The sequence below is a fragment of the Rhizobium skierniewicense genome (assembly GCF_014196515.1).
Classification (GTDB): Bacteria; Pseudomonadota; Alphaproteobacteria; order Rhizobiales; family Rhizobiaceae; genus Agrobacterium; species Agrobacterium skierniewicense.
Genome location: NZ_JACIDV010000004.1, coordinates 262,500 through 283,514, shown reverse-complemented (window position 1 = coordinate 283,514; position 21,015 = coordinate 262,500). Strand labels below are relative to the sequence as shown.

The window sequence follows — 21,015 nt, the reverse complement described above, 5'->3', positions numbered from 1 at the left end:
TTTCCAGTGGCGTTTCTAGCCATAAAAGCGTCCGCAGGGCAACGCAATGATGACGCAATAACGCATTTTTATGGCACGAGGTCACGCAACTGGTGATTATCTTTACCGTAAAGCCGTCATTTTATTTTGCTTATCAACGTCCAATACAAAAAAGCCGCCCTGATGGACGGCTCTTTGAAAGATGATGGAAGAAATTACGCAGACCACGGTGCAAAGACAGGCTGCTGAACGGCGACGAATTCACGGACACGCACAACAGGCTGACGCACAGCGGGTGCCTCGACAATCTCGTAGGCCGACGGATCGCTCAACAAAGCCTTAAGCGCATTGGCGTTGACCTTGTGGCCACCGCGATAGGACCGATAGCAGCCGATGAACTGCGCACCTGCGAGGGCCAGATCGCCAACCGCATCCAGCGTCTTGTGACGGACAAATTCGTCCTTCTCGTAACGTAGACCTTCCATGTTGATAACAGTGTTGTCATCAGAAATGACCACCGAGTTTTCCAGCGACGAACCCAGCGCGTAACCGGCGGCCCAAAGGCGTTCGACGTCGCGCATGAAACCAAAGGTACGGGCACGGGAAAGTTCGTTCTTGAACGTTTCAGGCGTCAAATCACCCTTCCACACCTGGCGGCCGATCAATGGCGTATCGAAATCGATTTCGACTTCAAAACGGGTGCCGTCATAGGGCCGGAACTCCGCCCATGATGCACCAGCCTCGATGCGCACAGGCTTGGTCACGCGGATGTAAGGACGCTTAACGCCAAGGCTCTTGATACCGGCTGATTCGATGGCGTCGATGAAAGGTGCAGAGCTACCATCCATGATCGGAATTTCAGGGCCATCGACTTCAACGATCAGATTGTCGATACCCATGGCGTAGATACCAGCCATGATGTGCTCGACTGTCGAGACGGACTGCGTGGCCGAGCGGCCGATGACGGTGCAGAGATCGGTGTTACCCACGTTGGACGAAACGGCCTTGATTTCAACTGTGCTGCCATTTTCATACTGACGGCTGAAGACGATGCCCGTACCCGCTTCCGCTGGCAGAAACGTGACGGACGCAGGATTACCGGAATGAACGCCAATGCCTTCAAGCTGAACAGAATTGGCGATAGTTGTCTGGAAACCGAGCAGTCCGATGGTCATGCTATTCAAGTCCTTACGTGTGGATCTGCCTTTCACACAGGCATGATCCCAATTCAACCGAGACAAATAAGCGTCGTTTTATGTCCTCGTCTGCCGTCATACTTAAACCCAGTACCTTGCCATCTCAAATCACTGTTGATTTCGTTTTGTAACAGACCCAAAACATTGAAATTGCTATCAAACCGGCACCATTCTCCGTCGCTTTAAAACAACGATACCCGGGCCTTTCGAGCCCGGGTATCGGTTGGATGCAGAATCACATTGGATCAGTTCGACTGGCGGCGAAGGAAAGCCGGGATTTCGAGCTGATCGTCATCGTGCTGGCTGGCAGACGACGGTGTCTGACGGCCATGATCGTCCAGATTGCCACGGCGCGGTGCGTAGAGGCTGGCTTCCTGAGACAGCGGGCGACGCTGCTGAGTGGCCATGCTTGGCGCGTCCATCATGTCGGATGGAACGGCCTCTTCCTCTTCGCGGCGACCGAGCGAGTTGGTGATGCGCTTCAAAAGACCCATTGGGCCACGCTCTTCCGGAACAGCAGAGGCCGGGTGGGCGCGGTGATCCATCTCGGCTTTGACGACCGGAGGGAAATCCTCGACCTTTGGCATGCGGACCGGCTCAGGCGCACGGGCGACTGGCGCTGGCTCATGGTAAACTGGAGCCGGCGCCTGCATGCGCGGAGCAGGTGCTGCGACCTGTTCTGGAGCATGGTAGGCAGGTGCGGTGTGCACCGGTGCTGCGGGGCGAGCAGCAACCGGTGCTTCCGCTGGAGCAGCTGCGAACAACTTGCTCTGAGGACGGAATTCGGCTTCTGCCTGTGCCTGACGAAGCCGCTGTTCAGCAGCCGCCAGGGCCAGTTCCCGGTCCATCTCGGCTTCGCGAATGGTCTGGGCAATAGGATCGACGTTCGTCTTTGGTGCCTGCATGACTGGGGCAGGCTGAACTGCGGCCGGAGCAGAAGCAACGGCCGCGGAAGGACGGATAAGTGGCTTTGCAGCGGCAGCCTGGCGAAGCTCTTCGGCGTTGCGTTCCATCTGGCCAGGGATGCGGTCGATCCCGGTGGCAACGACGGATACGCGGATGAGGCCTTCCAGCGCTTCGTCGAATGTCGCGCCCAGGATGATGTTTGCGTCCGGATCGACTTCTTCGCGAATGCGGGTCGCCGCTTCGTCGACTTCGAACAGCGTCATGTCGCGACCACCGGTAATGGAGATCAGCAAACCTTGCGCGCCCTTCATCGATGTTTCGTCGAGCAGCGGGTTGGCAATCGCCGCTTCCGCAGCCTGCATGGCACGGCCCTGACCGGAAGCCTCACCTGTACCCATCATCGCACGGCCCATTTCGCGCATGACTGAGCGAACGTCGGCGAAGTCGAGGTTGATGAGACCTTCCTTCACCATAAGATCGGTAATGCAGGCAACGCCGGAGTAGAGAACCTGGTCAGCCATTGCGAAGGCATCGGCAAAGGTCGTCTTGTCGTTGGCAATACGGAAAAGGTTCTGGTTTGGAATGACGATCAGCGTATCGACGGACTTCTGCAGTTCCTCGATGCCCTGTTCGGCCAGACGCATACGGCGACCGCCTTCGAAGTGGAAAGGCTTGGTAACGACACCAACCGTCAGAATGCCCTTGTTGCGGGCAGCCTGCGCGACGACGGGAGCAGCACCGGTACCGGTACCACCACCCATGCCGGCAGTGACGAAGCACATGTGCGTGCCGTTCAGGTGGTCGATGATTTCATCGATGCACTCTTCGGCAGCAGCGCGGCCGACTTCCGGCTGCGAACCGGCGCCCAGACCTTCGGTGACGTTGACGCCGAGCTGAATGACCCGGTCGGCCTTGGTCATCGTCAGAGCCTGCGCATCCGTGTTGGCAACGACGAAGTCGACGCCCTGGAGGCCAGCCGTGATCATGTTGTTGACAGCGTTACCGCCGCCACCGCCGACGCCGAAAACGGTGATGCGCGGCTTCAGCTCGGTGATGTCTGGCTTTTGCAGCTGTATCGTCATTTTAACATTCCTTCTTTCTCTGGCCGCATCGCCCCGCAGGCCAATTCTTAATCAACTTCACTCGGTCCCCTGCCCGATGGGCAGACAGAGGTCAGAAACTTTCTTTCAGCCATTGCCCTACGCGGGCGATCCGGCCACTACCTGTTCCGAACGGCGAGAACATTCCGTTCTGCGCCGCATGGATTTCGATGTCCGCGATTTGCGGATAAATCATCAGCCCGCAGGCTGTGGAAAAGGCCGGGCCTTTGGCCGCGACCGGCAGGCCGGACACGCCCATGGGGCGGCCGATGCGAACGTTGCGGGCAAGAATGCGCCGCGCCGTTTCCGGCAGGCCGGTCAACTGACTGGCACCTCCGGTCAGAACCACGCGCTTACCAACAATCGGGGAGAAACCCGACTTCTGGATGCGGTCGCGGATCAATTCCAATGTCTCTTCAATGCGCGCCCGCACGATACGGCTGACGAGGGCACGCGATACCTGCGAAGGCTGGTCACGATCGTCTTCGCCAATCGGTGGCACAGCGATCATGTCGCGGTCGTCAGAACCGTTGGCCAGCGCCGAACCGTGCACGACCTTCAGGCGCTCCGCATCTTCGATACGGGTCGAAAGACCCCGCGCAAGATCGGTGGTGACGTGGTGTCCACCAAGACCGATGGCATCGGTGTGAACCAGACGGCCCTCGGCAAAAACCGAAATCGTCGTCGTGCCGCCGCCCATGTCGATGGCAGCGCAACCCAGTTCGACTTCGTCATCCACCAGGGCTGCAAGGCCGCTGGCGTAAGGTGTCGCAACAATGCCTTCGACCGAAAGGTGAGCCCGGTTGATGCACAGTTCGAGGTTCTTCAGAGCCGTTCGCTCGGCGGTCACGACATGCATGTCCACGCCCAGCAGATCGCCATACATGGAGAGCGGATCGCGAATGCCGCGTTCGCCATCCAGCGAGTAGCCGGTTGGTAGGGAATGCAGAATGGCGCGGTCCTGACGCAGAGACTGTTGGCTGGCCGCAATCAGAACCTTGCGAAGATCGCCCGATTCCACTTCCTGACCACCCAGATCGATGCTGGCGGTATAGATGTCGCTGGCCAGACGGCCCGCCGAAACGTTGACGATCAAGCTGTCGACGGTCAGACCCGCCATGCGCTCGGCTGCATCGACGGCCAGACGAATGACGCCTTCCAGCGCGTCCAGATCGGCAATCACGCCGGACTTTACGCCGCGTGAACGCTGATGACCGATACCGATGACGTCAACCTTGTGGGTGCGACCCGGCAGCACTTCGGTTTCCTCACGAGGCGTGAGACGACCGATCATGCACACGACCTTGGTCGAACCGATATCGAGCACAGAGACGACATGGCTGCGCTTGGAAGACAGAGGCTTCAAACGCGGGAGACCGAAATGGGCAGAACCGAAAAAGCTCATGTGTTCTTCTCCGCCAACTTGAGCGCCTTGGAGCGAGCTTCGACAGCCTTCACACGACGCTCGGCTGCACCTTCGGTCAATTGCACAGTCGTGCGGTCCGAAAGGCGCAAATCAACCGCGGCCACATCGCGGGAAAGAACCTTGTCTTCCATATCCATGCGTGACAGCAATTGCAGCGCCTTGGGCACATTTTCTTCCGGCAGCTTGACAACGATGCCGTTGTCCAGATGCAGATCCCAGCGGCGACCGGCAACGCGAACATAGGCACGAACGCGGTTGCGGATCTCCGGCCAGTCGGCCAGTTCGTCAACAAAACCCGCCGCGCCGGTTTCAGCATCGCGTCCGACAAACAACGGCAGACCCGCATATTTGTTGTCACGCAGGGGCGCGATGACGCTGCCGCTTTTTTCGATCAGCGAAAGCTCGGTGCCATGCTGCCAGATGCCGAAAGCTTCGCGCTCCCTGAGGCGAACTTCGATGGTCTTGGGATAGATCTTGCGAACATCCACGTCTTCGACCCAAGGCAGTTCGGTCAGCTTCTTGCGCGCAGCATTTACATCAAGCGCGATCAACGACGTTGCACCATCAAGACCCAAAAGCTGGAACACTTCGATTTCAGATGTCTGGATGTTTCCGGAAACCTTAACGTCCTCGATCGCAAAACCAGCCGCAGATGTCGTCGCCTGGGTGACAAGGTTCGTGTGGCCACCAAGCGACATTCCGTAAAGACCGACGCATGAAAAGAATGCAGCTGTTGCCAGCGTGCCTGTATGGGCAGGAACATGAACGCGTCCGGTTACCAGCGAAACGCCGAAACGGAACACCTTTCGCAGCGGGCGCGGCAGAACCATCCGATCATCGACTGACGCCGAAGCGGACTGTTCGCGCTTTTTAACGGACGTTTTTTTGCCTGTTATCGCGAACACGAAGCATCCTCCACCATCCAGCGGACAAACTCACCAAAGGATTGTCCTGCATAAGCTGCCATTTCGGGCACGAGGGAGGTCGGCGTCATGCCCGGCTGAGTGTTTATCTCAAGCCAGATCAATTCACCTTCTTCTGAGAAACGGTCGTCGTAGCGGAAGTCCGAACGGCTCACGCCACGGCAGCCAATCACCTGATGCGCCATGACCGCCAATGATTGGATTTTTTGGTAAATTTTTGGTGAAATTTCCGCAGGAATGACATGCTTTGAGCCACCTTTTGCGTATTTCGCGTCGTAATCGTAAAATCCGTGACCCAACGGTATCACTTCGGTAACGGCCAAAGCCTCACCGTTCATGACACCGCATGTGAACTCGCGACCATGGATGTAGCGCTCGACCATCACGGAATCGCCGTAACGCCATTCACTAGAACCCAGGATTTGCGGCGGGTGCGACTGATCTTCCTTGACCATCACAACGCCAAAGCTCGAACCTTCGCTGACCGGCTTGACGACGTAAGGTGGCGCAAGCGGGTGCTCGTTGCCGATATCGAAGCGGTTCAGAACCTTCTCGACGGCGACAGGAATACCAGCTGCGGCAGCGACCTTCTTGGCTTGCGATTTGTTCATCGCCAGCGAAGACGCCAGAACGCCGGAGTGTGTGTAGGGAATTTCAAGATATTCGAGAACGCCTTGAATGGTGCCGTCTTCGCCATAGGGACCATGGAGCGCGTTAAACGCGACGTCGGGGCGCAGCGCAGACAGCGTTGCGGCGACATTCCGGTCCACGTCGACGCGTGTGACCCGAAAGCCCTCGCCTTCCAGAGCTGTGGCGCAAGCCTCTCCCGACGAGAGGCTGACCGGCCGCTCGGAAGAAAACCCACCCAAAAGAACAGCTACGTGTTTGCCGCTCATGAAAACCTCTGACACCAAAATCACCTGAACGAGATACGCCAACCATCAATCAGTTCGCGCGATTCTCTCGTCCGCTCCGTTGCCAATCACTAAGCGCCATTAAGGTTAATGAAGTGTTTACTTTCGTTAACCGAAGACGCCGATGATATGATTTTTGTTAAAGAATCACTTCAGGCCGGGATTCCTTCCTTGGAATCAGAGAGTTGCGGCCAATGCAAGATTCAGAATTCCAACGGCAGGAAATAAAAACGTTGTGTGGACAGGAGGCCGCAACGGCAAAAGCAAGATCGATTCGTTAAGATTCGCCACCTTTCCCCAGCCGTTTTTGGTCATCACCGATGCCGCCGCGGTCTGTAATCTCATTACAGGACGCTGGAAGAGCGGAGATGCCCAGGATCATTTTGGTGATGAATGTCACGCGAACGGACTCCGTCTTTAAAATCGCATGGTCCGAGAACCGCGACGGAAACGGTCCCATTCCAGCCAAGCATCCCGATTTTCCATGAGCACCAAAAGCGACCGAACCACGTTAAACACATCACAGAACGTTGCTCTGACATCGATTTTTCGTTGGGTTTTTTCCAGAATGTTGCGTTTTAACCGTTTCAAAAGATCGAAAATTACGTTAACGCAGCCTTACCCCGGTAAAGGGTCATAAGTGTTACTTAACAATGGAAAAATCTCATGTCTGACGCGATATTCAAAGTATCGCCGACAGCTGACACGCCGAACGATGTAAAGACAAATTCGCCTGCACGAGTTCTCACTGCCAGCGTGGTCGGCACGACCATCGAATTCTTCGACTTTTACGTTTATGCGACCGCAGCTGTGCTCGTGTTTCCGACGTTGTTCTTCCCTAACAACGACCCGATGACAGCTCTGCTCGCATCTTTCGCAACCTTCTCCATCGCCTTCTTCGCCCGCCCGCTGGGTGCCGTCGTCTTCGGTCACTATGGTGACCGCGTTGGCCGCAAAACCACTTTGGTGGCTGCGCTTTTGACGATGGGGGTGTCAACCGTCATCATCGGCCTCCTGCCGTCTTACGAAACCGCTGGTGTTCTGGCGCCTTTGCTGCTTGCGCTATGCCGCTTTGGTCAGGGCTTCGGCTTGGGTGGCGAATGGGGTGGTGCAGTTCTTCTGGCCACGGAAAACGCGCCTCCCGGTAAGCGCAGCTGGTACGGCATGTTCCCGCAGCTCGGTGCTCCACTCGGTCTTTTCCTGTCGTCCGGCGTCTTCTGGATTTTGCTGCACGTCATGTCGCAGGAACAGCTGCTCAGCTGGGGCTGGCGCATTCCTTTCGTCGCCTCCATCATCCTGATCGCGGTCGGCCTGTGGGTTCGCCTGTCGATCACGGAAACCCCTGCCTTTCAGAAGGCCATCGACAAGGAGGAGCGTGTCGCCGTTCCCGTGGCCGAACTCTTCCGCCATCACAAGCGCAGCCTTTTGCTCGGCACGTTCGTGGCGCTGGCAACCTTCGTGCTGTTCTACATCGGTACCGCCTACCTGTTGTCCTACAACGTCAAGGTTCTGAAGATTCCGTTCCTCGATGCGCTGGAAGTGCAACTCGTGAGCTCGGTCGTTTTCGGTATCTTCATCCCGATCGCGGGAAAACTCGCCGAGCGCTTCGGCCGTCGCGAAGTTCTGATCGCCACCACGGTCCTGATCGGTGCCTTTTCCTTCCTTCTTCCTGGCCTGATGACCGGTGGTGAAGCTTCGATCTTCGTCTTTGCCGCTCTCGCAATGGCACTGATGGGCATGACCTACGGCCTGATCGGCACGGCGCTCGCAGCACCCTTCCCCACGACGGTACGCTATACGGGTTCGTCCATCACCTTCAACATGGCGGGTATCTTCGGTGCATCACTCGCGCCTTACATCGCCACGTCACTGCAGGTAACATACGGCATGGCCTATGTCGGCTATTACCTCTGCTTCGCAGCGGTTGTAACGCTCGCCTGCATCTTGCTGTCGCGCAAGGACGAAGTCTGATCCGGCGGTGTTGGCGGCATGACCGACGCCGCCAACACCAACAAAATTGCAGACGATCCTTCGAAGCGTTTGAACGGACCCTACACCCTACGCTTCGCCAAGCACTTTGGCAGCCGCCGGTATTTCCGCACCGGCCAAACGTAAGACGGGCCTCGCCGTTGCAGGAGGGAGAGGAAGGTATCGCTTGTCACGAAAATGATCAGCCTTTTCCGAACCGCCTCCGAGAGCAAGCAACGCCATGATCGGAGCGGCTGCAAAGGTGACAAGAGGGTAAATCAACGCGGCAATCGAGATCGCGATATCGCTCCATTGGATGAACTGTCCCACGTATATGATCAGCCCGACCACAGGCAACAGCGACATCGCCAACGCAAGTTCCGTGGAAGCGCCACTCAGCGCTGACCACACCGTTTGACGTGACAAAAATTTGGGCGTTCTGCGCCATTCGATTTTCCGCCCGACAGCCGCGTAGACGGACGCAGAGCTCCACACGAATCTCAATGCAAGCGCCGCAAGTTCAGCAGCGAGCATGTTACTGAGTTTATGGCAGCCGCATATCCGGTATTCGGCAACGGACCGGAGGACACCATTTGCGAGGATAAGGCCCATGAAAAAAATGGCCTGAGACGGTATCTGAACACTCGGTAACATGCCTTGCCAGACAAGGACGGGATACGCGGCGGCAAAGACGACATTTCCGACAAGTCCAACAGGTATGATCAAAGCCACCAGAGAGCGGACGACCTCATAGCACTTTCCCCACGCCTTGAGGTTTGGCGAGCCGCCAAGCCACACTGGCAAAAGAAGTCTCCAGTGACGACGGAGCTGTTGCACAGGCCCGTATGTCCAGCGGAAACGCTGCTTTTTCCAGTCTGCAAAATTGTCCGGCATCAGGCCGCGGCCATAGGTATAGGGCAGAAATAGACCGTCATAGCCTGCCGCCCGGATTCTGATGGCAATCTCGGAATCCTCCGTCTGGCACCATTCTGCCCATCGCCCCGCCTCTTCAATGGCGCTCTTGCGAAATACACACATTGTTCCGATCGTGAAGGATGCCTGCATTTCGCTCGCACCGGCATATTCCAGACGGTTCGGAACCATATATTCCCAATAACAGGCGCGGTTGAAAACGTTTGCCTCGTTGCTGCGGTAATCATGCGAGGTCTGTACGAAACCAAAACGCGGTTCATCGAAAAACGGTACGAGATCAGAGAGAAATCCCGGCTCGCAGAGATAGTCTGAGTCTACCAGAGCAATCAGTTCTGCGCTCGGATCCGTATGATCGAGGCATAGGTTGAGAGCCCCGGCCTTTGCGCCCGTCAAGCCTTCGACGTGAAAGAAACGAAAGCGCTTTTCGCCGATCGCGTCGTTAAGCGTTTCGCAATAGGCCTCAACCGGTTTCCACAGCGACCCATCGACGGTGTTGTTATCGCAGACCAAGACCTCGAAATTGTCGTAGTCCAATCTCGCAATGCTTTTAAGGGTTTCGATAACGATATGAGCGGGTTCTGCGTGAACGGGCACATGGATGGAGACCCGCCGCTGGCTCTGGCCGGCAGGATGCGGCGCGACAGGCCGCGACCATTGTTTCCGCACCAGAAGCCCGAATGTGCCGAGCTGGACGTAAATTACGAAAGCAATTCGGAAGATGGATATCACACCAAGCAAGACGATTGCCAGAAGCAAAAACGAGGGATAGCCGTTGGTGTTCAACCATTTATACGCCCAAACAGAACCCGATATGGTCGATAGCGGTCCGGCAATCACGAAGGATAGCCCTGCCGCGCTCAGACGGGGTAGGAACACCGCCAGAAACAGCGAAATGATCACCACAATCGACACTGCCGGCACGAGGTCGCTGATCGGCACCGCGAGAGACGAGAGCGCTGCAGCCGCAATGGCTATACCGTGAACCTGAAGAACATCGTAGCGCGACGCCCATCGCACCCGGTAGACATCCGTTGTCGTGACGACGGTCCAAAGGCCACAGAAAAATGCAAACCAGCATGAGAAAACAAACAACGCTTGCGAGAGGCCAGCACTGTGCGCTTGCCAATATTCGATGAAATATGAGCTCATAAGAAAATCCAAATATAAATTGGCTTAAATAATGAAATTACTTAAAGTAGTATTTATTTTTAATGTATCCTATGATTGCATTTATGCAAGAGTGCACTTCCAAAAAAATCAGTCGGATGTGCAAGGAAGACGCCTGATCCGGAATCAAACACACAGAAAAGCCCGCGAAGTCAGTGGCTTCGCGGGCTTTGTACTGTCTCAGAGAAATCGGCACCCGACGTCACATACGCCGATAAAAGCGCGATCACTTGCCTGATATCATTATGCTCCGAAAAACGGCTCCACCTCACGGCCTGGCATGAACAGCCCGAGCCGCTTGATTTCCCATTCCAGGCGGATGCCCGCATGTTCGAAAACGCGCTTGCGCACGGCTTCTCCCAGATATTCCAAATCGTAGCCTGTCGCGTGGCCCGTGTTGATCATGAAATTGCAGTGCAGCGACGACATCTGTGCACCGCCGATGACCATACCGCGCCCGCCAGCCTCATCGATGAGGCTCCAGGCCGAATGTCCCTCCGGATTCTTGAACGTCGAGCCACCGGTCTGTTCGCGGATCGGCTGAACCGTCTCGCGGTGAAGGCGCACCGCATCCATATCGGCGCGGATTTTTGCTCGATCCTCCGGATACCCCTCGAACAAGGCACCGGTGAAGATCAGATCCTTCGACGCTTCCGAATGGCGGTAGCTGTAACCCATGTCGGCATTGGACAGCACATGACTGTTGCCCTTGCGGTCAACGGCGTAGACCTCCACCACGCGCTCGCGTGTCTCGCCACCATTGGCACCAGCATTCATACGCAGCGCCCCACCGATGGAGCCAGGAATGCCATAGTAAAAATGGAAACCGCCGATACCGTTATCCATCGCCATGGCGGAGATGTGTTTATCGGGGCAGATCGCACCGGCTTTGATGCGGTTTTCGCCCGCAAGTTCCACCTGACCAAATCCCTTGGCGGACAGGCGCACGACGACCCCCGGAATGCCACCATCACGGACCAGCAGGTTGGAACCGACGCCGACGACCGTCAGCGGTACATCTTCCGGCAGAAGCTTTAGAAAAGCAATGAGATCGTCTGTATCGTGGGGCTGAAACATCAGTTCCGCCAGACCACCCGCCCTGAACCACGTCACGCGGTCCATCGGACTATCCGGCGTCAAACGTCCTCTGAGTTCATTCACTCCGTCGCCGAGTCGTCCCAGCAACTTTACCCCATCCACCTGTCTCATGCAGACTTTCCTGAAATGCTATCCAATTCTGAGGGCAGCGCCGCCGCCCATTGCGTGATGTTGCCAGCCCCCAGAAGAACCACGAAATCACCCGGTTTCGCAATCGCTGCGACAGTCTTGGCAAGATCGTCGCGGGAGGAGAGATGGCGAGCATCGCGATGGCCAGCAGCCCTGGTGGCTGAAACAAGCGTCTCGGAGTTCACACCCTCGATTGCATCTTCACCCGCCGCATAGACCGGAGCAAGAAGAATTGTGTCCGCGTCGTTGAAACAATGTGCAAAATCTTCAAACAGGCTGGAAAGACGCGAGTAACGGTGAGGCTGGTGGACAGCAATGATCCGGCCGCCGCAAGCCTCACGCGCTGCCTTCAGTACCGCTTTGATCTCGACCGGGTGGTGGCCGTAATCATCAAACACCTGCACGCCGTTGGATTCGCCCGTCAGCGTGAAGCGACGCTTGACGCCACCGAAAGACGCAAGCCCCTTCTTGATGTCTTCGACGGAAATGCCAAGGCGGTTGGCAACTGCAATCGCCGCCGTAGCATTCGACACGTTGTGGCGACCCGGCATGGGCAAAACGAGATCGGTAAATGTGAAGATCTTGCCCGTGCGACGACGACGGATTTCCACGTCGAAAATCGACTTGGTCCCGTCGATCCGAACATTGGAGAAGCGCACGTCGGCCTGCGGGTTTTCGCCGTAAGTGATGACCTTGCGATCCTCAATCTTGCCCACCAGCGTCTGCACTTCAGGATGGTCGATGCACAGCACGCCGAAACCGTAGAACGGCACATTTTCCACAAACTGGCGGAAGGCCGCGCGCACGGCATCGAAGTTGCCGTAATGGTCCAGATGCTCGGGGTCGATATTGGTGATAACGGCGACATCGGCAGGCAGTTTCAGGAAGGTGCCATCCGATTCGTCGGCCTCCACCACCATCCACTCGCCCTCACCCATGCGCGCATTGGTGCCGTAAGCATTGATGATGCCGCCATTGATGACGGTGGGATCGAGATTGCCGGCTTCCAGCAACGTCGCGACCATGGAGGTTGTCGTCGTCTTGCCATGTGTGCCGCCAATGGCGATCGCATTGCGGAAACGCATCAACTCGGCCAGCATTTCGGCACGGCGAACGATCGGCAGGTGCTTTTCACGCGCTGCGACCAGTTCAGGGTTATTTTTCTTGATGGCCGTCGAAACGACCACGACTTCCGCTTCCCCCAGGCTTTCCGCCGTATGGCCGATGAAAACGTCTATGCCCTTCTCGCGCAGACGCTGCACATTGGCGCTGTCTGCCTGATCGGAGCCCTGTACGCGATGGCCGAGGTTGTGAAGCACTTCGGCAATGCCGCTCATGCCGATGCCGCCAATTCCGATGAAATGGACAAGACCGATCGCTTTCGGCATCTTCATAGATGCACTCCTTCTTTATTTTTTAATTTGAATTCTTGAACGGATTTCCCCGTCGCAATCGCCTCGACCAGATCGGCGAGACGCTGGGCGGCATCCGGCTTGCCGGTCGCTTTCGCAGCCGCCGCCGTTTGCGCCAGACGATCGGGATCGTTCATGGCATCGCTGAGCAGCGATGAAAGCTTTTGCGGAGACAGATCGGATTGCTTGATGACGCTGGCGCCACCCGCTGCCGAAAGGGCTGCGGCATTGGCGGCCTGGTCGTGATCCAGCGCATGCGGGTAAGGCACCAGCACGGATGGACGCCCGATGACGGACAGTTCCGAGACTGTCGAAGCACCCGAACGGCTGATGACGAGATCGGCTTCTGCGATCCGCTCTGCCATGTCGCCGAAGAAGGGGGAGACATCCGCGTTGACTCCAAGCTTCTTGTAGGATGCGATCACGCTTTCCTTGTCTTCGGGCCGCGCCTGCTGTGTCACGGACATACGGGCACGCATCTCGTTGGGCATGAGGCAGATCGCAGCCGGAACCGCGCCGGAAAAAAACTGGGCGCCCTGGCTTCCGCCAAAGACGACAAGCTGAAAAGCCTCGCCCGCATGGGAAGGCGTGTAAGCGACCTCGGCAGCAGCCAGAACTGCGGGGCGAACCGGATTTCCTGTCGCCACGGTCTTTTCGGCATATTCCCCTTGAGTCTCCGGCAGAAAGCCCCCGGCGATTGCTTTCACACGTTTGGCAAGCGCCTTGTTGGCGCGACCCATAACGGCATTTTGCTCGTGGATCAGCGACGGCACACCAAGTCCCGTGGAGGCCAGAAGCGGCGGCACGGTGGGATAACCGCCGAAACCCACCACGGCCACCGGCTTCAGCCTGGTGACGAGACGGCGCGCGGCCCGCAGGCCAGTCCACAGTTTCAGCAAGGCTTTGGCCACGGCAACGGGGTTCTTCGAGCCGATGGTCGCCGATGGCACAACGTGGATTTCGTCCGCCGGAAATGTGCCCGCATAACGTTCCGCGCGGCTGTCGGTCACCAGATGCACGGCATAACCGCGTGCCTTCAACTCGTATGCCAGCGCCTCTGCCGGAAACACATGGCCGCCGGTTCCCCCGGCGGCAAGCAGAACGATGCCTTTGCTCATATTTTTACTCCGCAGGAAGGCCTGCATTGACCCGGAAGAAACTGCGTTCCTGCGCACGTTTTTCAGGGCGGTGGCGGGTGAGCGCCAGCAGGAAACCGGCTGTCACGCAAATCGCCATCATGGAAGAACCGCCATAGGAAATCAGCGGCAGCGTCATGCCCTTGGCAGGCATGAGTTCCAGATTAACGCCGATATTGATCATCGACTGCATGCCAATCTGTAGCACAAGACCAGCAACGGCAAAGCGGACGAAATCATCCTTTTCCTTGAACGCATGGCTCAGGCCTCGCAGCACGATAAAGGCGAAGATCGCCACCAGCAGCATGCAAAACAGAATGCCGAACTCTTCCGCCGCAACGGAGAAGATAAAGTCGGTGTGGCTGTCGGGGATGATGCGCTTGACGATGCCTTCGCCCGGACCCTGGCCAAACCAGTTGCCGCGAATGATGGCTTCGCGAGCGGTATCCACCTGAAACGTGTCGCCCTCGCCCGTCCAGAAACGGTCGATACGGCCGGCAACGTGAGGCAGCATCAGATAAGCGGTGACGATGCCGCCGACACCAAGGCCGCCCAGCATGATGATCCAGAACCAGGGAATACCGGCCATGAAGAACATGCCACCCCACACGACAGACGTGAGAATGGTCTGGCCAAAGTCAGGCTGTGCAATGAGAAGAGCGGCCACGATGCCGAAGGTGATGATGGCGAACAGATTACCTGGAATTTCAGGGTGACGCGCACGTTCGGCAAAAAGCCAGGCGCAGACGATCACAAAGGCTGGCTTCATGAATTCGGAGGGCTGAATGGAGAAGCTGCCGATCGAAATCCAACGGCGCGCGCCCTTCACCTCGATCCCGAAGAACAGCGCAAAGATCATCATCAATAACGCGACGATGAGCATGATGACGGCGACACGTCGCACTTGGCGCGGCGATAGGAAAGACAGGCCCAGCATGATTGCCACCGATGGCACCATGAACATGGCCTGCCGCTCCACGAAGAAGAAGCTGTTGAGGCCGATACGCTCGGCCACGGCAGGCGATGCCGCGAAAGACAGCATCAGTCCAATGCCCATCAGCGCGATGAACGCCGTCAGAAAGAAACGGTCGATGGTCCAGAACCATTCCGCGACCGGTCCCCGGTCTATACGGCTTACCATTTCTTCAGACTCCCTTTTTCAAACCAACCAGCATCGTCACACCATCCAGTGCTGCGACATGGCTGACGAACGAATCACCACGAGTTTCAAAATTCTTGTACTGATCGAAGCTTGCGCAAGCCGGTGATAACATCACGACATTGCCATCGCGACCATCCGCCTGCGCATCTGCTGCTGCATGCTCGATCGCCTTTTCGAGAGTACCAGCGATTTCATAGGGTACGCTGTCACCCAATGTCGCAGCAAATTCAGCAGCTGCCTCGCCGATAAGATATGCCTTTGCAACGTGAGAGAACAGCGGCGAAAGACTGGTGATGCCGCCCGCCTTCGGCAGACCGCCTGCAATCCAGTAGATGCGGTCGTAGCTGGACAGGGCAGGTGCCGCCGCATCCGCATTGGTCGCCTTACTGTCATTGACGAAGGTGACGTTGCCACGGCGGCCAACAGGCTGCATCCGGTGCTTGAGACCGGGGAAGGATTTGAGCCCCGCCGTCACCTCATCCGCAGAAACGCCAACCGCAAGGCAAGCGGCGATCGCTGCTGCCGCGTTTTGTGCATTGTGGCTACCGCGCAATGTAGAGATGCCATCAAGATCGGCCAACAGCGAAGCCGTACCGCCTTGCGCCTTCATGATGCGACTACCCTCGGCATAAAGACCGTCGGCGACGACGCTGCGTTTGGAAATGCGCGCTACCGTAACACCAGCCCGTTCGATGCGGTCTGCGATCAGTGTGCAGTAGCTGTCATCAACACCAATGATCGCCGTATCGCTGCCTGCAACCAGCCGCTCCTTGATATCGGCATAATGCTGCATCGTGCCGTGCCGGTCGAGATGGTCGGGCGTCAGGTTGAGCAGAATGCCTGCAGTCGGGTTCAGCGTCGGTGCCAGATCGATCTGGTAGGACGAGCATTCGACCACATAAAAACGCTGCGCCTTCGGCGGATCGAGGCTGAGGATCGCCGTGCCGATGTTGCCACCCAATTGCGTGTCACGACCAGATTCTGTCAGGATATGCGCAATCAGCGCCGTCGTCGTAGACTTGCCATTGGTGCCGGTGATGGCAATAAATGGGCAATCCGGGGCATGCGCCCGGCGTTCGCGCACGAAAAGTTCGATGTCGCCGATCACATCCACGCCAGCCGCGCGGGCCAGATCGACCGACCAATGTGGCTTTGGATGCGTGAGCGGCACACCGGGCGCCAGAACGAACGCGGCAAGCTTCGACCAGTCCAGTGTGCGAAGATCAGCGGTATGGATGCCCTCGGCTTGCGCTTTGGCAACGCTATCGGGATTATCGTCGAATGCCGTAACCTCGGCACCTCCTGCCACCAGCGCGCGAGCGGTCACGAGCCCAGAGCCACCCAGACCAAAAAGGGCAACATATTGTCCGGCAAATGAGGTGACAGGGATCATTCGATTATCTCAGCTTCAACGTGGCAAGGCCGAGCATCGCAAGACCAACGGAGATGATCCAGAAGCGGATGACGACCTGGCTTTCCGTCCAGCCCTTCTTTTCGAAATGGTGGTGGATCGGTGCCATCAGGAACACGCGTCTGCCGGTGCGCTTGAACCAGAACACCTGAATGATGACGGATAGCGTTTCCATGACGAACAGACCGCCGACGATGATCATGACGATCTCATGCTTGACGGCAACGGCGATGGAGCCAATCAGACCGCCAAGTGCCAGCGAACCGGTGTCACCCATGAAAATAGCGGCAGGCGGCGCATTGAACCAGAGGAAGCCAAGCCCGCCACCAATGACGGCACCGACGATGACGGCAAGCTCGCCCGTTCCAGGTACAAAATTGATCTGAAGATAGTTAGCGAAAATCGCGTTGCCCACGAGATAGGAAATAACACCGAAGGTCGCAGCCGCAATCATGACCGGCACGATGGCAAGACCGTCGAGACCATCCGTCAGATTGACCGCATTGCCTGCACCAACGATGACGAAGGCACCGAACAGCACGAAGAAATAGCCGATATTGACAACAAATTCCTTGAAGAACGGAAAGGCAATCGAGCTTCCAAGCGTCCCGCCATGCGGCGCGGTGGCGAGTGCCACTTCCATCATGAAGAACACGGCGATAGCCGCAATCAGAAATTCGATGCCGAGACGCGCCTTACCGGAAAAGCCCTTGTCGCTCTGCTTGGTAACCTTGAGATAGTCATCGTAAAAACCAATGGCTCCAAAGCCGAGCGTTACCATCAGAACCGAGACAACATAGACGTTGGAGAGATCGCCCCACAGAAGCGAGCCGCCGAGAATGCCTGCAAGGATCATCAAACCGCCCATGGTGGGCGTTCCAGCCTTCTTGAAATGGGTCTGCGGCCCATCGGCGCGTATCGGCTGTCCCTTGCCCTGCCGGATGCGCAGAGAATTGATGATGGCGGGACCAAACAGAAAGACGATGAGGGCAGAGGTAAACAACGCCGCACCGGCCCGGAACGTGATGTACCGGAACAGGTTGAAGATTTGGACGTGGTCCGACAGTTCAACGAGCCAGATCAGCATGTTTGCCCTTTCAAAAGGCCGCTTGGAGAGGCGGGCAGATGAAATGTACCCACGCAGCTCCACGTTTTTGTTTCAGCACCGGATAACCCAAGACCACTTTCGATACTTGGGTTGTCGCTGCTCTAGATTTGGCGTTCCGTCTCGGGGAATGCCGGATACTTGTCAAGAAGAGCCGTAACGATCTTGCCGAAACCGATGCCTAGTGACGATTTTATCATCACCACATCGCCCGGCTGGACCCACTTCAGAACGAATTCATTCAATTCGGCAGTGGTGGGGAACCATGCGACATTGACGCTTTCGGGCAAAGCGTCACGCAACGCAGCCATCGACTCACCCGCAAGCCACACATGCTCGATACCGGCCGACAACAGCGGGCCTGATAGTTCCTCGTGCACCTCGGTTGCGAACTCGCCCATCTCCAGCATATCGCCCAAAACGGCGACGCGTCGTCCATCCCCTTTCACCTCGGCGGTAGCCAGAAGGGCGATGGCGGCACGCATGGAGGCCGGGTTGGCGTTATAGCTCTCATCAATCAACAGGAACGAGCCGTCGCCAACAGAAAGTCGGTGGCGTTGGCCCCTGCCCTTCACCGCCTCCAACGTTCCAAGCGCGGAAAACGCCTTGTCGATATCCGCGCCCAGAACGGCGACCGTACCGATGGCGGCCATGGCGTTTTCGGCAATATGACGACCGGCTACACCGATGTGCAACTCGCTGGTCTCGCCATTGATGATGGCCCAAATGGTGGACCCGTTTGGTGTGCTTTCGAAATCGGCCAGACGGAAATCAGCCTTGGCATGCTGGCCAAACGTCAGCACGTGCTCGATGCCAGCGTCGAATGCCGCCCGTTCCAGCTGCTCGAACTGCGCATTGTCACGGTTAAGGATGACGGCCCCGCCGGGCAGAACGCCGTCGAAAATCTCGGCCTTGGCGGCAGCAATGTCTTCCAGACTGTTGAAATTACCCAGATGTGCCGCAGCAATGGTGGTGATAATAGCCAGATGCGGCTTGACCTGCTTCACCAGCGGGCTGATCTCGCCAGCATGGTTCATACCCACCTCAAAAATACCGAACTCGGAATCGGCAGGCATGCGGGCCAGCGTCAGCGGCACACCCCAGTGGTTGTTGAAGGAAGAGACAGCTGCATGAACACGGCCCGATGGGGCCAGCACCTGCCGCAGCATTTCCTTGGTCGTCGTCTTGCCGACGGAACCGGTGATGGCAACGATACGGGCCGATGTCCGCTCGCGTGCTGCAATACCCAGCTTGACCAGAGCGGCCAGAACATCTTCCACGACGATCATCGGAACGGTCAGTCGGCCCAGCGCGGGAAGTTTCGATTCCGAGACCACCAGAAGACCGGCACCATTGGCAACGGCAAAGCTAGCGTAGTCATGACCATCCACCCGGTCGCCCTTGATAGCGAAGAAGGCCTCACCTTCCTGCACCGAGCGACTATCGATGGAGATGCCCGTGATGCCTTGCGGCAGGTTGCCAACCGGACGGCCTGCCATCACGGCGACCATATCCGGGACTGTCCATAACCAGTTCAAATCTTCAGTCCTTCCAGCGCAGTTCGCACCTGTTCATGGTCCGAAAACGGCAGCGTGACGCTACCAACAATCTGACCTTCCTCATGCCCCTTGCCCGCGACGATCAACGTATCGCCACTGCCCAGCAACGATACGGCATGGCTGATAGCCTCAGCCCTATCTGCAATTTCAAGCGCACCCGTCGCCGCCGCCATGATTTCGGCGCGGATGGTTTGCGGCTCTTCAGAGCGCGGATTATCATCCGTGACGATGACGATGTCGGAAAGCCGGGTCGCGACCTCGCCCATGATCGGCCGCTTGCCCTTGTCCCGGTCTCCACCGCAACCGAACACGGTAATAATGCGACCGGATGTGAACGGGCGCACCGATGTCAGCACATTTTCCAGCGCGTCTGGCTTATGGGCATAATCCACATAGGCCAACGCACCGTTCTTCGTCTGGCCGATCAGTTCGAGGCGACCGGCGGCACCCACCAGCTTTTCCAGGGCCTTCAGCGCCACAGAGGGCTCAACGCCGGTGGAGATTGCAAGTCCTGCGGCCACCAGCGCATTGGCCACCTGAAAATCGCCTGCCAGCGGAATATCGACCTCGTAAATTTTGCCCTGGTGATGCACCTCGATCATCTGCTTGTGGCGGAAATGCTCGACGCGCTTCAACGCCAGATAATCACCTTTGCGACCGACGGTACGCACATCATGACCGGCGTCCATTGCAGCTTTTACAGCGCTTTCCGACCATGCATCGTCAGAGAAAATGACGGCAGGCGAACCCTTCGGTAACAACGTATCGAACAGCCGCATCTTGGCGGCCATGTAGTCTTCAATCGTCGGATGATAATCCATATGATCACGACCGAGATTGGTAAATCCGGCGGCCTTCAGCTTCACGCCATCGAGACGGCGCTGGTCGAGGCCATGGCTGGACGCTTCCATCGCCGCATGGGTGACACCTTCGAAAGCAAGGTCTGCCAGCAGTGCATGCAGGGAAACCGGATCCGGTGTCGTCAGCGAACCATAGTCTTCGCGGCCCGGCGCGATCACACCCGTCGTGCCGATCTGTGCCGCAGCATGACCCGCAAAAGTCCAGATCTGGCGGATGAAAGACGCGACCGAGGTTTTGCCCGCCGTGCCGGTTACGGCGATCATCGTCTCTGGCTGCGTGCGATAGAAGCGGGCAGCGGAAAGAGAGAGATAAAGTCGTGGGTCGGAGACAACGAGAACCGGCACATCGGCATCGATAGCATGGCTGGAAACGACGGCGATAGCGCCGTTCGCCACTGCGTCCTGCACATAGGTGCCGCCATCCGCCTTTGTCCCGGCAACCGCCACGAACAGAGAACCCGGCTGCGCCTTGCGGCTATCAGCCGTAATGCCGGTGATATCCAGCGCTCCGGCATCCGTCCGCAGCAATTCATTCAGTTCCGGGAACTCGGTCCCGGAGAGATCTCGCAAATTCATCGATGTGCCCGTCTTGTCCCCCCGGCGCGATTCGCCGGTTCGTCATAAGCTGTAC

At 57.4% G+C, this 21,015-nt stretch carries 15 protein-coding genes; 1 reads left to right on the top strand and 14 read right to left on the bottom strand.

The window, feature by feature from the left end:
• Positions 1-194 precede the first annotated feature (194 nt).
• From lpxC to GGQ73_RS08280, 5 genes are all read right to left on the bottom strand, one after another.
• Positions 195-1,154: a UDP-3-O-acyl-N-acetylglucosamine deacetylase gene (gene lpxC, locus GGQ73_RS08300; RefSeq protein ID WP_174153510.1), complete on the bottom strand. Its 960-nt coding sequence runs from the start codon at positions 1,152-1,154 to the stop codon at positions 195-197.
• 266 nt (positions 1,155-1,420) lie between these two features.
• Positions 1,421-3,163, bottom strand: a complete 1,743-nt coding sequence (gene ftsZ, locus GGQ73_RS08295) for a cell division protein FtsZ (protein ID WP_174153511.1) — start codon at positions 3,161-3,163, stop codon at positions 1,421-1,423.
• 91 nt (positions 3,164-3,254) lie between these two features.
• Positions 3,255-4,586 (bottom strand): cell division protein FtsA, encoded by a 1,332-nt coding sequence (gene ftsA, locus GGQ73_RS08290; RefSeq protein WP_174153512.1) that lies wholly within the window; start codon positions 4,584-4,586, stop codon positions 3,255-3,257.
• Positions 4,583-5,512 carry a cell division protein FtsQ/DivIB gene (locus tag GGQ73_RS08285; protein WP_174153513.1) on the bottom strand — a complete coding sequence of 310 codons (930 nt, stop codon included), beginning with the start codon at positions 5,510-5,512 and terminating at the stop codon, positions 4,583-4,585. The genes ftsA and GGQ73_RS08285 overlap by 4 nt, the downstream gene beginning before the upstream one ends.
• A complete protein-coding gene (locus GGQ73_RS08280) occupies positions 5,500-6,426 on the bottom strand; it encodes a D-alanine--D-alanine ligase (protein ID WP_183895491.1) in 927 nt (308 codons plus the stop codon). The genes GGQ73_RS08285 and GGQ73_RS08280 overlap by 13 nt, the downstream gene beginning before the upstream one ends.
• Positions 6,427-7,110: 684 nt before the next feature.
• On the opposite strand from GGQ73_RS08280, the gene GGQ73_RS08275 reads away from it, so the two are divergent.
• Positions 7,111-8,415, top strand: coding sequence for an MFS transporter (locus tag GGQ73_RS08275; protein WP_183895489.1), 1,305 nt, complete (start codon positions 7,111-7,113; stop codon positions 8,413-8,415).
• An 87-nt stretch (positions 8,416-8,502) separates the two neighbouring features.
• Here the strand turns inward: GGQ73_RS08275 and GGQ73_RS08270 are convergent, their stop codons facing one another.
• The 9 genes from GGQ73_RS08270 to GGQ73_RS08230 all read right to left on the bottom strand — a co-directional run bounded on the left by GGQ73_RS08270 (position 8,503) and on the right by GGQ73_RS08230 (position 20,960).
• Positions 8,503-10,494 carry a glycosyltransferase family 2 protein gene (locus GGQ73_RS08270; RefSeq protein WP_183895487.1) on the bottom strand — a complete coding sequence of 664 codons (1,992 nt, stop codon included), beginning with the start codon at positions 10,492-10,494 and terminating at the stop codon, positions 8,503-8,505.
• Positions 10,495-10,755: 261 nt separating this feature from the next.
• Entirely contained in the window at positions 10,756-11,721 is a 966-nt protein-coding gene (gene murB, locus GGQ73_RS08265; protein ID WP_183895485.1) for a UDP-N-acetylmuramate dehydrogenase, read from the bottom strand.
• Positions 11,718-13,133: a UDP-N-acetylmuramate--L-alanine ligase gene (murC, locus tag GGQ73_RS08260; protein WP_183895483.1), complete on the bottom strand. Its 1,416-nt coding sequence runs from the start codon at positions 13,131-13,133 to the stop codon at positions 11,718-11,720. Before murC ends, murB begins: the two co-directional genes overlap by 4 nt.
• Positions 13,130-14,269 carry an undecaprenyldiphospho-muramoylpentapeptide beta-N-acetylglucosaminyltransferase gene (gene murG, locus GGQ73_RS08255; RefSeq protein ID WP_183895481.1) on the bottom strand — a complete coding sequence of 380 codons (1,140 nt, stop codon included), beginning with the start codon at positions 14,267-14,269 and terminating at the stop codon, positions 13,130-13,132. Before murG ends, murC begins: the two co-directional genes overlap by 4 nt.
• 4 nt (positions 14,270-14,273) lie before the next feature.
• Complete coding sequence (ftsW, locus tag GGQ73_RS08250) at positions 14,274-15,428, bottom strand: putative lipid II flippase FtsW (protein WP_174153521.1); 1,155 nt, start codon at positions 15,426-15,428, stop codon at positions 14,274-14,276.
• Between the two features lie 4 nt (positions 15,429-15,432).
• The gene (gene murD / locus GGQ73_RS08245; protein ID WP_183895479.1) at positions 15,433-16,842 is read right to left on the bottom strand and encodes a UDP-N-acetylmuramoyl-L-alanine--D-glutamate ligase; all 1,410 of its coding nucleotides are present in this window, start codon (positions 16,840-16,842) and stop codon (positions 15,433-15,435) included.
• 4 nt (positions 16,843-16,846) lie between these two features.
• Positions 16,847-17,947 carry a phospho-N-acetylmuramoyl-pentapeptide-transferase gene (gene mraY / locus GGQ73_RS08240; protein WP_183895477.1) on the bottom strand — a complete coding sequence of 367 codons (1,101 nt, stop codon included), beginning with the start codon at positions 17,945-17,947 and terminating at the stop codon, positions 16,847-16,849.
• A gap of 122 nt (positions 17,948-18,069) precedes the next feature.
• Positions 18,070-19,503 carry a UDP-N-acetylmuramoylalanyl-D-glutamyl-2,6-diaminopimelate--D-alanyl-D-alanine ligase gene (locus GGQ73_RS08235; RefSeq protein ID WP_183895475.1) on the bottom strand — a complete coding sequence of 478 codons (1,434 nt, stop codon included), beginning with the start codon at positions 19,501-19,503 and terminating at the stop codon, positions 18,070-18,072.
• Positions 19,500-20,960, bottom strand: a complete 1,461-nt coding sequence (locus GGQ73_RS08230) for a UDP-N-acetylmuramoyl-L-alanyl-D-glutamate--2,6-diaminopimelate ligase (RefSeq protein ID WP_183895473.1) — start codon at positions 20,958-20,960, stop codon at positions 19,500-19,502. The genes GGQ73_RS08235 and GGQ73_RS08230 overlap by 4 nt, the downstream gene beginning before the upstream one ends.
• Positions 20,961-21,015: the final 55 nt, after the last annotated feature.